At 61.3% G+C, this 12,284-nt stretch carries 10 protein-coding genes; 9 read left to right on the top strand and 1 reads right to left on the bottom strand.

Annotated features, from left to right (window positions below):
- Nucleotides 1–10: 10 nt before the first annotated feature.
- The 5 genes from C4K39_RS11485 (at nt 11) to C4K39_RS11465 (ending at nt 5,768) form a co-directional block, all read left to right on the top strand.
- Nucleotides 11–517 carry a sigma-70 family RNA polymerase sigma factor gene (locus C4K39_RS11485; protein WP_068586901.1) on the top strand — a complete coding sequence of 169 codons (507 nt, stop codon included), beginning with the start codon at nt 11–13 and terminating at the stop codon, nt 515–517.
- Nucleotides 514–1,485 carry a FecR family protein gene (locus C4K39_RS11480; RefSeq protein ID WP_124346405.1) on the top strand — a complete coding sequence of 324 codons (972 nt, stop codon included), beginning with the start codon at nt 514–516 and terminating at the stop codon, nt 1,483–1,485. The genes C4K39_RS11485 and C4K39_RS11480 overlap by 4 nt, the downstream gene beginning before the upstream one ends.
- 96 nt (nt 1,486–1,581) lie before the next feature.
- A complete protein-coding gene (locus tag C4K39_RS11475; protein WP_124346404.1) occupies nt 1,582–4,023 on the top strand; it encodes a TonB-dependent siderophore receptor in 2,442 nt (813 codons plus the stop codon).
- 104 nt (nt 4,024–4,127) lie between these two features.
- Nucleotides 4,128–4,823, top strand: a complete 696-nt coding sequence (locus tag C4K39_RS11470) for a DUF1963 domain-containing protein (RefSeq protein WP_124348333.1) — start codon at nt 4,128–4,130, stop codon at nt 4,821–4,823.
- Between the two features lie 93 nt (nt 4,824–4,916).
- A complete protein-coding gene (locus C4K39_RS11465) occupies nt 4,917–5,768 on the top strand; it encodes a CAP domain-containing protein (RefSeq protein WP_124346403.1) in 852 nt (283 codons plus the stop codon).
- 69 nt (nt 5,769–5,837) lie between these two features.
- Here the strand turns inward: C4K39_RS11465 and C4K39_RS11460 are convergent, their stop codons facing one another.
- Nucleotides 5,838–6,512 (bottom strand): ATPase, encoded by a 675-nt coding sequence (locus tag C4K39_RS11460; RefSeq protein ID WP_124346402.1) that lies wholly within the window; start codon nt 6,510–6,512, stop codon nt 5,838–5,840.
- Between the two features lie 524 nt (nt 6,513–7,036).
- On the opposite strand from C4K39_RS11460, the gene C4K39_RS11455 reads away from it, so the two are divergent.
- The 4 genes from C4K39_RS11455 to C4K39_RS11440 all read left to right on the top strand — a co-directional run bounded on the left by C4K39_RS11455 (nt 7,037) and on the right by C4K39_RS11440 (nt 12,277).
- The gene (locus C4K39_RS11455) at nt 7,037–7,585 is read left to right on the top strand and encodes a fimbrial protein (protein ID WP_124346401.1); all 549 of its coding nucleotides are present in this window, start codon (nt 7,037–7,039) and stop codon (nt 7,583–7,585) included.
- An 80-nt stretch (nt 7,586–7,665) separates the two neighbouring features.
- On the top strand, nt 7,666–8,436 hold the full coding sequence (locus C4K39_RS11450; RefSeq protein WP_068605672.1) for a fimbrial biogenesis chaperone: 771 nt from the start codon (nt 7,666–7,668) through the stop codon (nt 8,434–8,436).
- A 131-nt stretch (nt 8,437–8,567) separates the two neighbouring features.
- Entirely contained in the window at nt 8,568–11,153 is a 2,586-nt protein-coding gene (locus tag C4K39_RS11445) for a fimbria/pilus outer membrane usher protein (protein WP_124346400.1), read from the top strand.
- A 329-nt stretch (nt 11,154–11,482) separates the two neighbouring features.
- On the top strand, nt 11,483–12,277 hold the full coding sequence (locus C4K39_RS11440; RefSeq protein ID WP_217884173.1) for a fimbrial protein: 795 nt from the start codon (nt 11,483–11,485) through the stop codon (nt 12,275–12,277).
- The last annotated feature ends 7 nt before the right edge of the window (nt 12,278–12,284 follow it).

Here is a 12,284-nt window from a genome sequence, read left to right as displayed (position 1 = left end):
GCGGCCAACGGTGCACTCATCTTCGAGCAACAAGCTGGGCTTCTTTTTCAGTGACCATCACCGGTGGTTGCTGCAACACATTCAAAAACGCCTGGGCAACCGTGCCGATGCCGAAGACACCGCCGCAGATACCTTCTGCCAGTTGCTCAGCGCCCAGGTCGACCCGGACAGCATCGAACAACCTCGGGCCTACCTGTCCACCATCGCCAGGCGCCTGGTATTCGACCGGCATCGTCGGCGCCAGTTGGAGCAGGCCTACCTGCAACGCCTGAGCGCCCTGCCGGAATTACTCGCGCCCTCCCCCGAAGAACAATTGCTGCTGATCGAGGCCCTGGTGGCGATCGATCGTGCGCTGGATGGCCTGCCGATGATCGTCAAGACCGCCTTCCTCTACAGCCAGCTCGATGGCCTGAGCTATGTGGCAATCGCCAACAAACTGCAATTGTCCGAACGCACCGTCAGCCGCTACATGAAACAGGCCTTGCGCCAGTGCTACCTGAGTGAGCTGGGCCTGTGAGCCGACAACGCCTGGACCCGGAGATCGAGCAGGCCATCGAGTGGATGGTGCGCTTGCGCGCTGGCGACGCCGACCCACGCCTGGAGCAGGAGTTGGCCGCCTGGCTGGCCAACGATCCTGCCCACGCCCAAGCCTGGCAGCAACTGCAAGCCAAGCTGGGGACGTCGTTCAATACCTTGCGCACCCTCGACCAGCGCCTGCCAGGGCAAGCGAGCGAAGCACGGCAATTGCTGCTCAGCCCCCACGCCTCGCGCCGGCAACTGCTACGCGGCCTGGCCGGACTCGGCCTGCTGGGTAGCGGCCTGTGGCTGGGCACTCGCACACCTTATGGTGAAACCCTGTTGGCGGACCTCAGCACCGGCCGCGGCCAGCGCCGGGATTTCACCCTGGCCGACGGCAGCCGCCTGAGCCTGGATGCCGACAGTGCCGTGGACCTGAGTTTCGACGACCAGCAACGGCTGCTGGTCCTGCGTCACGGGCAGTTGCTGATCCAGGTAGCCAGCGATTCCCGGCGCCCCCTGCGGGTGCAAACCCTCCAGGGCCAGGTCCAGGCGCTGGGCACACGCTTCCTGGTGAGCCAGGAAACCGATGCGAGCCGGATCGTGGTACAGGAACACTCGGTGCGCCTGCGCCTGCGAACCGGCCATGAACAGGATTTGCAGCAAGGCCAGGCCGCACTGCTGCATCCTGGGCGGATCGAACTGCTGGCGCAGGACCAGGCATACCGTGGCGACTGGCTCAACGGCCGCTTGAGCGTGCTGGATGACTCCCTCGAGCAGGTCATTGCCGCGCTGCGTCCCTATTGCCGGGGCTATATCCGAGTCAGCCCGGCGATCAGCCAGCTACGAGTACAAGGCGTGTTTCCCCTGGATGAGCCAGAGCGGGCCCTGGATGCACTGGCCCAGAGCCTGCCCATCCGCATTGAACGCTACGGCCCCTGGTTCACGGTGATCCAGCCACACAGTTGAGAGCGGATATTTTTTAAAAATAACTCTCATTCGTGTCTGGTTTTCATTTTTCGTCCCACCTATCTCCTGACACTTCAACGCAATCAGGAGAATTTCGTGCGCAACCCTTGGTTCCATGCCTTTCCCGTCGCCATCGCCGTGACTGCCCTGAGCGGCCCGGCCCTGGCCCAGGAGCAGTCCCGGTCCTTCAACCTGCCAGCCGGGCCGCTGGCGGTGACGCTCAATGCCATTGCCGGCCAGAGCGGTGTCGTGCTGTCCCTGGACCCAGGCCTGGTCTCGGGCAAGCAGGCGCCAGCAGTGAACGGCACGATGACGCCGACCCAGGCCATGCACGCCGCCCTGGTCGGCAGCGGCCTGCAACTGCGGCTCACGGCCAGCGGCCACTTCAGCGTCGAGCCGCTCCCCGCCGGTGTTGCCGGGTTGCAACTGGGCATGACCGACATCGTCGAGAGCGGGTTCGACAGCGCCACCACCGAAGGTTCCAACTCCTATGCCGCACGCGCCGTGACCATCGGCAAGGGCCAGCACAGCCTGCGAGAAATCCCGCAATCGGTCACGGTCATGACCCGCAAGCAACTGGATGACCAGGGCCTCACCGACCTCAAGGCCGCCGCCAACCAGACCACCGGCCTGGTGGGTGTGCAAGGGGTCGGCAAAGGCATGATCCTGTCGTCGCGGGGCTTCCAGATCGACGATTGGCAATACGATGGCGTGCCGATCCCACGCAACACCTACTCATTGGGCAACTGGGCGACCCAGGACCTGATTTTCTTCGACCGCCTGGAAGTGTTGCGCGGCGCCTCCGGCCTGCTGCAGGGCACCGGCAGCCCGGGGGGCGCGATCAACCTGGTGCGCAAGCGCGGCCAGGACGCCCCGACCGTGACCCTGACCGGCAAGGCCGGGTCCTGGGACCACTATGGCCTGCAACTGGATGCCGGCGGCCCCCTGAATGATGCCGGCACGCTACGCGGACGTGTGGTGCTGGACGAAGACCAGAGTGATTCATTCATCGACAAGCAGTGGAGCAAGACCCACTCACTCTATGGCGCCCTGGATTTCGACTTCAGCGACGACACCACCCTGGGCCTGGCCGTGAGCCGCTCGGAAGCCGAATCGCGGCCGATGATCCGCGGCCTGCCGCGGCACGCCGATGGCAGCCCGGTCGACGTACCCCGCTCGACTTACAGCGGTGCCCGCTGGAACCATTCACAGATCAACGTCACCACCCTGTACGCCGACCTGGAGCATCACTTCAACCCGGACTGGACGTTCAAGGTCGGCGCCGTGCGCATGAGCGAAGACAACGACTCGACCCAACAGCGCACCCAGACCATCGCCGACGGCCTCGATGCCGACGGCAGCGGCTTGCAGTACGCCGACTGGGTCACCGATTTCGACAACACCAAGATCGGCCTGGACATGAACCTCACGGGACGCTTCGAGGGCCTGTCCATGGAGCAGGAAGTGACCCTGGGTGGCAACTACTCGAAGATGACCAGCGACGACGTGTTTGCCCGCACCTTCAACAATGGCGGCAACATCTTCGCCATCGAGCATGACCGGCCGCCCATCAGCTACGACAGCCTGCTCAATACTCCCGGTGGCCGTGGCACCCACAGCCGCTACGACATCCGCCAGAAAGGCCTGTACGGCAGTTGGCGGATCAAGCCGGTGCAGGACTTGACCCTGGTGCTGGGCTCGCGTGTGAGCTGGTACGACTATCGCTACGATGCCACCGATTACCAAGCCATCACGCGCAAGGCCACGGTGCAGTCGCCGAGTACCATGACCAACAACGGCGAAGTCACGCCCTACGCCGGTTTCATCTATGACTTGAGCCGCCAGTGGTCGCTCTACGCCAGCTACACCGATGTGTTCGAACCCCAGAGCTCACGCACCGCCAGCGGCTCGGTGCTGCAACCGGTGATCGGCACCAACTATGAAGTGGGGCTCAAGGGCGAACTGCTCGATGGCCGAGTCAACACGTCCCTGGCGCTGTTCCGCTACGACCAGAAGAACCGCGCCGTCCAGGACAAGGCCTCGGGTTTTGCCTGTGATGGCTGGTACTGCTCCACCGCCTCGGGCCAGGTGCGCAGCCAAGGCCTGGAAGCCGAAGTCAGTGGCGAAGTGCTGGATCGCCTGCAACTGTCCGCGGGCTACACCTACAACACCACCAAGACTCTCAAGGACCCACAGGAACAGGGGCGGACCTTCAGCACCTGGACCCCGAAACACATGCTGCGGGTGTGGGGCGACTATCGCCTGGACGGTGAGTGGAGCAAGGTCAGCACCGGCCTGGGCTTCACCAGCCAGAGCCATACCCTGGGTTACGAGCGAAGCTACAAGGTACCGGGCTACACCGTCTGGAACGCACGTATCGCCTACCAGCTCAACGACCAGGTCAGCCTGGCGCTCAATGCCTACAACCTGTTCGACAAGCACTACTACATCTCCGGCTACAACCAACTGGATGGCAACAACAGCTTTGGCGACCCGCGCAACTTCATGCTCAGCGTGAAATACACGCCGCAGTTCTAAAGCCGCCAACGCAGTGCCCGAAGCGCATTCGGGCGCTGCGCGCCAGGCGCGGCTTTTGTATGATCGCGCTCCCGTTCCCCCCATAAAGGACGCTGTACTTGACCATGGACATCCAGAGCATCCGGGACCGACTGGCCAAACCGGCGCTGAAGTTCACCGCCGGCGGTTTTCGCCCCAGCCATAGTGATGAAGAGAGTTGGCTGGGCCGAGTCTTCCTGTTTCGCGAAGACGAAGAGCTGCCAATCAACAGCGCGGGGGAAACCCTGCTGCCCTTCGCCCAGTTCCACCTGCCCTCCCTGCCCTTTAGCAGCCCGCATTTGCAAGGCATCAAGGTACTCACGGTATTCATCGCCAACCCCTTTCCCGATGAGCTCGAACCCATGGGCGAGCGTTGGCTGGTGCGCGAATACCATGACGAGGACGTATTGGTGCGCAAGGAGCTGACGGCCGAGAAGGCCTTTCTCAAGCCCTTCCCGCTCAAAGCCGAGGCAGTGCCCGCCGACTACCCGCTGTGGGACGGCGGCGGCGTGCCCCGGGACCTGGAGCTGGAAATCCTCGAACTGGAACGCTCCGGCCGCATCGAGTGCTACTACGACCTGACCACCCACTGCTACGAACACAAGCTGGGGGGCTACCCATCGTTCTGCCAGTCGGGGATCGACCCGGGCGAAGGCTTCGAATTCGTGATGCAGATTTCCTCTGACGCCAAGATCAATCTCAACGTGGTGGACAGTGGCAGCCTGATGTTCTGGAAGCACCGGGACAGCGGCGAATGGGCGCTGTACTACGACTTCTACTGAGGCGTTCCGGCTGACGCCGATTTCATCCGCCAATGGGTGAAAAGCCCTGGCGGCGAGTGCATCATGGGCGCGTCCGATTCCTGGGAGACCTTCATGTCCATGCGCTCATTGCTGTTGCCCGTCGCCACCCTGTCCCTGGCCCTGCTGGGCCCGGCCGGGGCCATGGCCGATGACCAGGCGCAGCTGATCGAGTCGATCAACGCCTACCGCAGCCAGCCGCAACGCTGCGCCAACCAGGCCTCGTCCGAACTACCACCGCTGGCCAGCGACCCGCGCCTGATCCTTCCGGTGGACAACGCCGGCGATCTGCAACAGGCCCTCGCGCGGGCGGCCTACCCCATGGTCAACGTCCAGGCCATCAGCCTCTCCGGCCCGCGTGATGCCCAGGCGGCAATGCAGGCGATCCGCGAGAGCTTCTGCCAGGTGGTGCTGGATCCGCAGTTCGTCGATATCGCAGTCAATCGCCAGGCCACCCAGTGGCGCATCGTCCTGGCCCGCCCGCTATTGTCGGCGCGCCTGGGCGATTGGCAGGTCGAGGGCCAGCAACTGCTGGCGCAGATCAACAGCGCCCGCAACCAGCCCCGGCAATGTGGCGAGCAGGGTTTTGCCGCCGCCACGCCCCTGGCCTGGAACGCCACCCTGGGCGAAACCGCCCAGGACCACAGCCGGGCCATGGCCAACCAGAACTATTTCGACCACAAGGATCGCGACGGGCGCACCCCCGGCGATCGTGCGGAACTGGCAGGTTACGCCGGCCAGCAAGTGGGCGAAAACATCGCGGCCGGCCAGGACAGCGTGCGCAAGGTGGTGGACGGCTGGCTGGCCAGCCCCGGGCATTGCGCCAACCTGATGAACCCAGCCTACCGTGAGCTGGGCGCGGCCTATGCGGTGGACCCGAAAAGCGATGCCGGCATCTACTGGACCGCAATGTTCGGCGCACCTTGAGTCGGCAGGAAGCACCCCGAACGAAAACGCCCCGACAAATCGGGGCGTTTGCTTACAACCTGAGCGATATCACTGATTGACCGCCATCTGCCCCGCATCTTCCTGGGTCACCAGGGCCTTGAGCGAAACATCGAACTGCTTCAAGGCATCGACCTGCAACTCGGTCTGCTGGTTGATCTGGGCGGCGATCTCCGGTGCCGCCTTGCCCCGCACCCACACCGAAGGCATGTCCTTGGCACGCAGGCCCTCGGCCTGGCCGATGTACTGCAGGTTGGCATCGTAGAACTTGGCGATGAACCGCGCCTCGACCCGATTGTTGCGCTTGCTCACCAGCTGGTTATAGGTATCGAGCATCACCACCACATCGGGATGGGCCTGGACCACGGCATCGAGATTGTCGTAGACGGTCACCGAAGCGAAGTGCTTCTGTAACGAGGCCATCAGCCAGTTGATGGCCAGTTTCGGATCGGAGCTATTGACGAAGGCCTGGCTGATACGAGGATCGAGACCGGCGTTCTTCGCGCCGTTGAGCGCTACCGAATGGTAATGCTCCAGGTATTCCAGGGTATTGAGGGTGTTCTCGCTGTACAGCACACCAACCGATTGTGCGTGCTGCAGGTTGGCGCCGCTGTCGGCCATGGGCAGGAAATGGCAGCTCATGTCATCGCTGGCCGAAGCCACTGCAGAAGTGCCGGTTCCCGTGAGCAAGACAACGACAAGGGCTAGCAAAGTCGAGATTCTCATCGGGTATTTCCTTCTGCAACAAACACGGTATGAGGGCTATCTTCCTCCTTTGTAGGAAAAACGGAACCACCACTTTTTGATGATAACTATCGATTGAAGCAATGATGTAGGGCGACGGGTCGGACAGCGCTTGGAACAACGTGGCGTTTGAGTGCAAAAAGAGATTTCAACCATGCCGGCTGCGGGGCCAGCAGCGCATTTTCAAATTGCCCTGGTTCAAAACAGCGTTGCGGCTCAGTTCAGGTCAACGGTGCTGGATGCACACGGGCGCTTCAAGTGAGTGCTTTAGAATCGGCTGTGTTGGCAACACCGCTAATAGAGCAGTGATCAGTGCGTAAATAGGGGGGAAGTGAAAAGAACATACGTGGAGATATCCCAGGCCGCCGTCTTTCAGAATCGTCTAACTCCAAGTACGAGAAGCGATTGTTAGTCTACGAACCGCAACACAATGTAAATCGTTCAACACTCGGTGTGACTGCATCCGACGATCGATATTCGGCCTGTCTTTTGGGATCTCTACGACCATGAAACAACTCACTAGCAAACTCTCTCTTGTGGTTCTGGCTTCTTGCATCGGTGTATCACCTGCCGCGTTCTGTGCAGACGGTAGGATCACATTCACCGGCAACGTGACCGCGCAAACCTGCAAGATCAACGGCAACGGCAGTGGCTCGAATGACTTCACGGTCACGCTGCCAACTGTGTCGAGCAGCGCTCTGGCTAGCACGGGCCAAACAGCCGGCCGTACACCGTTCAGTATCGCCTTGTCCGATTGCACGCCAAAGTCGGGCAACGTTCATAGCTACTTCGAACCGGGCTCAACGGTCAACACGGCCACCGGCAATCTGGTTCTGAATTCGGGCGGTGCCTCCAACGTCGAAATCGGCGTGCTGAACAACGACCTCACCGCGATCAAGATCGGCGCTGCCGACGCCAGCCAAAACTCGAAATCAGTGGGCATTGACGGAAGCGGCAGTGCCACGCTTCCTTTCTACGCACAATACGTAGCGACCGGAACTGCAACAGCCGGTGCGGCGAGTTCGAGTGTCATGTATACGCTCGTTTACCAGTGAATAGAGAGTTGATCTTACTGAACTAGGGTCGAGTGGGCGTGTATTCGCCCTCTCTCTAACTACCGGTATGGAAGCCTGCCATGACGCCCTCAAAAGCATTCAGAGCCGCAGCGATGACGTACTTTGCATCCTTCGGCTATCTGACGATGCCTGCTGAAGCCTCGGTCGTAATCGGAGGCACGCGCGTGATCTACGACGAACGCGAGTCCGAGATCACACTCAAGATGTCCAACGAAGGCCGAGCCCCGGCACTCGTGAAGTCATGGATTGATGATGGGCAGGTGTACAACACGCCATCGGCTATTCAGGTGCCGTTTACCGTACTGCCGCCGATCACACGCATTGACCCGGCCAAGTCCCAGACGTTGCGTATCGTGTATACCGGTGAATCACTGCCAAAGGATCGCGAGACGGTGTTCTGGCTCAACGTATTGGAAGTGCCACCTGAGCCGAGCGCGAAGGACGCGGACGCAAACCGGCTCCAGTTTGCATTTCGTTCGCGCATCAAGCTGTTCTATCGTCCGGAGAACCTTCCCGGCTCGTCTGCCGACGCGCTGGCGCAGCTCACTTGGCGGCTCATGCAGATAGATGGCCGACCAGCCATCGAGACGCATAACCCCACGCCGTTCTATGTCTCTTTGACTGAAATCAGTGTGCTGTCGGGGACCCGTAGCGCGACTTTCGACGATGGTGGCATGGTCAAGCCTGGCGAGACGCGAGCCTTTCCCTTGAAAGGCGACGCACTGCCTGCGGCAGGTGCCCGCGTGCGCTACACGTTCCTGAACGACTACGGCGGCGCGGTCAGCGGCGAGACGCCGCTGCGGGCAGGCGGTGCCGCGCCGCTGCCGTAACACGAGATCACCGCTTCCATTGCACGAAGAGCGGCTAGGGCCTCTAGCCTGCTTCCCGTTCATTGCCAAACCAATCATGCCTGACGAATGGGTAGGGGGTTGGTTTGCCCAAATTTCCTCGGGCTATCGTGATGCAACACACTTCTACCTTACAGCTGGCGTTGCGCCGAAGCTCAAGCAGGGTCTGCCTGTTCGCGCTCTCGGTATCCGCGTCGGCACAGACAATGGCGTGGGAGACGGATGCCGCCCAAGTCGCGGACGTTCGATTCAATGCCCTGTTCCTGCAGCAACCTGACGGCGCGTCCGTAGACCTGAGCCGCTTTAACAAAAGTAATGCGGCGTTGCCCGGGGCGTATCGCGCGGATCTGTTCGTCAATACAAGCTGGATCGGCCGCTCGGAGATCACGCTACGGCAGGTCGGCGATGATCCGAACAATGTCCGGCCCTGCTTTGACCGAGAGCTTCTGCTAAGGGTAGGTGTCGATATTTCGAAGCTGAGCCAGGACGCAGCCAGCATGCTGACTGAAACGGCCCGGCTATGTGCCGTCCTTGAAAGGTTGGTGCCACAGGCGAGCGCCCTCTTTGATAACGGTGAACAGCGCCTGGACATCAGCATCCCCCAGGCCTCGCTGAGCCGTACGGCGCGCGGCTACGTGGACCCGCGCTACTGGGACGAAGGCGTGCCGGCGGCGCTGCTGTCATACAACGGCAATATGTACCGTTCAGAGAACCAAGGCATTTCATCGACACAGGGTTATCTGGGCTTGACGGGCGGCCTGAACCTCGGGCCTTGGCGTTTGCGCCATAACGGCAACTACACGCGCGACTCGTATAACGGATCGCACTACCAGAGCGTGCAAACGAATCTCTGGCGCTCGTTACCGGGAATGAAGTCGCAGTTCGTGATCGGTGAAGCGTTTACCAACGGCATGATGTTCGACAGCGTGGGCTTTCGGGGCGTCCAGCTGGCAAGCGATGAACGCATGTATCCGGAGTCGCAACGCGGTTATGCGCCGACCATCCGTGGGGTTGCCAACAGCAATGCACTGGTGCAGATACGCCAGAACGGCAACATCATCTACAGCGCCAATGTCGCGACCGGCCCGTTCGAAATCAACGATCTCTACCCGACCGGTTACGGAGGGGACCTGGATGTCATGGTGACCGAGGCCGATGGCGGTATTCGTACCTTCAAGGTGCCCTATGCCTCGGTCGTCAATTCGCTGCGACCCGGCATTACGCAGTTCAGCCTAACCGCTGGCCAATACCGCAACCCCCTGCTGTCGGACGAGCCGTCGCTGTTTCAGGCGACAGTCCAGCATGGGTTCACCAACCTGCTGACCGGCTACGGCGGGCTGACGGCAGCGCGCGGCTATACAACGGCCGTGGTCGGCACCGCGCTCAATACCGGATTGGGGGCTTTCGCGCTCGATATCTCGCAGGCCAACACCGAACTTCCCAACGCCCCCACGCGTCGTGGCCAGAGTGCGAAGCTCTCATACAGCAAATTGATCAGCCCGACCGATACCAATATCACGGTGGCTGCCTATCGCTATTCCAGTAGCGGCTACCTGGGTCTGCGCGATGCGATGCAATGGCGTGGTGAGCCGAGAGATCGAGACCGTGGCAATCGGCTGTTTTTCGACGGAATCCGTCGTGGGCAATTTCAGGTCACGTTGAACCAGAGCCTGATGGCAGGCTGGGGGTCGCTTTACCTCTCGGGCTCGACGGTCAACTACTGGGATCGCAAGGGCAACGACACGCAGTACCAGGCTGGCTATAACAATACCTTCGGGCGCTTGAACTACAGCATATCGGCCTCGCGCCAGTTCGATGTCCTGCAAAGCCGATGGGACAACCGCCTCATGCTGAACCTGTCGACTCCGCTGAGCTTCGGCGGGAAACCCTTGTATGCGTCCACCAGCCTGCAGCGTGACAGCAATGGCTCGTCAATGGCCCAACAATCGATGACGGGGTCGCTGGGTATCGACAATGCGCTCAGCTATGGCGTGACCGCGGGTCACACAAGCGGCAGCGGCGCAGGTTCGACCTCCAACGTGGGCGGCAACGTTTCCTACCTGTCGCCGTACACCACATTGGCGGCCAATGCCTCGAAGGGCACCGGCTACAAACAGTATGGCGCCGGCCTCTCGGGTGGCATGGTGGCCTATGCCGACGGGCTCGCATTTACGCCGACCATGGGTGAAACCATGGCGGTGGTCGAGGCCAAGAATGCCAGCGGCGCCCGTGTGACAGCAGGCAGCGGCCTGCGCATCGATCCATTCGGCCATGCGCTCGTGTCCAGCCTGACGCCGTTTTCGACCAACGAAGTCGAAATCGATCCGAAAGGTCTGCCGATGAGCGTCGAGTTGAAGTCGAGCGCGCAGCATGTGGCGCCCACCGCGGGCGCCGTTGTGAGGCTGAAGTTTGAAACAGAGGGGGGCGGACGCGCCGTCATCATGCGCGTGCGCATGAAAGACGGCGGCCCCATCCCCTTCGGCGCCGAAGTCACTGACGAGGGCCGAAGGAGTGTTGGCACCGTGGCGCAGGCGGGCCGCATCGTGCTGCGAGGCGTGAAGGCCGATACGGGAACCTTGCATGTGAAGTGGGGCGATAGGGCCTCCCAGCGGTGTTCGCTCCAGTACGCGTTGCCAGCGGCGAAAAAGACCGGAAACACGCAACGCTGGATCGACGCGGAGGCCGTATGCACATCTTGATCGAGAGACATTCCAGGGAGCATCAAGGCATCCTGGCGTCAGAAGACGCGCCGGCGAAACACGGGTGCCCAAGACGGCGTGCCATGCCCTGGCTGATCATACTGGCTACGCTATGGCTTGGACTGGGCACGCGCTTGGCATTCGCGAATAGTTGCACGGGGGTCGAGCAGACTATTGCAGTGTCGATGCCCGTATCGGTAACGGTGCCCCGCGATGCAGCTGTCGGAACAGTTTTGACACCGTGGGTCTCTACGGCGGCAGAGACTAACTACTTCCGTTGTCAGGTTAGTAGTTCCAATTCGTCGGGGACGGGATTCAGGGCGCTGTCGATGACGATGACATCGCTGACAGTGGTGGGGCCCCATGGAAGAAGTTATACGGTTTGGAATACAAACCTTCCCGGCGTGGGAATCGCGATCGGCATTCGTACCTTCTTGAATGGTTGTGGTTGGATGGGGTGGTGGAGCCTAGGCAACCCCCCATCGAAGCAGCTGCCGCCCCCATGGGTGGGTCTAGCCTGCAATGGCCAAGGCTCAGTAACCAACGGTGGCCAAATTGAAATGGCGCTTGTGAAGACCGGACCGATTACGGCCGGCACCATTTCCGGCGGACCGCTGATAGAAGCCGCCGCAACCATCTACAACGGAGTCTATGAAATAGAAACGAAGGGGCGGAAGACGTTCTCGCTGACGCCAACGATCGTCAAAGTGGCAGCCTGCACCACCCCGGACGTGACGGTCAGCATGGGATCGCACAAGCAATCGGTTTTCAAGGGAGTCGGCACAACGACCCCCTCGGTCGCTTTCAATCTCGGCGTCAATGCCTGCCCGGCGGGCCTGAATGCGATCCAGTACCAGTTCATTCCGATCAACGCCGTGCTGGATGCCGCCAATGGCGTGTTGGCGCTATCAGGCGATTCGACGGCCACGGGAATCGGCTTGCAACTCAAAGACGGCAACGGCAACGCGCTGAAGTACAGGACTCAATATGTGTTGACCAACTACAACCGTGCCACAGGCGGCTCGTACACAATTCCACTCAGGGCGGCTTACTACCAGACCGGCCAGCGAGTGACGCCAGGCAGCGCAAACACCGTGCTGACCTTTACGATGAACTACCAATAGCCGCAGG

It is taken from the genome of Pseudomonas sessilinigenes, from assembly GCF_003850565.1.
In the GTDB taxonomy this organism is placed as follows: Bacteria; Pseudomonadota; Gammaproteobacteria; order Pseudomonadales; family Pseudomonadaceae; genus Aquipseudomonas; species Aquipseudomonas sessilinigenes.
The sequence above is the reverse complement of the archived record's forward strand: the minus strand, read 5'-3'. Positions and strand labels throughout refer to the sequence as shown.

Excerpts from the sequence above, each read along its gene's own strand:
- C4K39_RS11470 (WP_124348333.1), top strand. The coding sequence starts at position 4,128 with ATGGACATCCAGAGCATCCGGGACCGACTGGCCAAACCGGCGCTGAAG.
- C4K39_RS11465 (WP_124346403.1), top strand. The coding sequence starts at position 4,917 with ATGTCCATGCGCTCATTGCTGTTGCCCGTCGCCACCCTGTCCCTGGCC.
- C4K39_RS11460 (WP_124346402.1), bottom strand. The coding sequence starts at position 6,512 with ATGAGAATCTCGACTTTGCTAGCCCTTGTCGTTGTCTTGCTCACGGGA.
- C4K39_RS11455 (WP_124346401.1), top strand. The coding sequence starts at position 7,037 with ATGAAACAACTCACTAGCAAACTCTCTCTTGTGGTTCTGGCTTCTTGC.
- C4K39_RS11450 (WP_068605672.1), top strand. The coding sequence starts at position 7,666 with ATGACGCCCTCAAAAGCATTCAGAGCCGCAGCGATGACGTACTTTGCA.
- C4K39_RS11445 (WP_124346400.1), top strand. The coding sequence starts at position 8,568 with ATGCAACACACTTCTACCTTACAGCTGGCGTTGCGCCGAAGCTCAAGC.
- C4K39_RS11440 (WP_217884173.1), top strand. The coding sequence starts at position 11,483 with ATGACGATGACATCGCTGACAGTGGTGGGGCCCCATGGAAGAAGTTAT.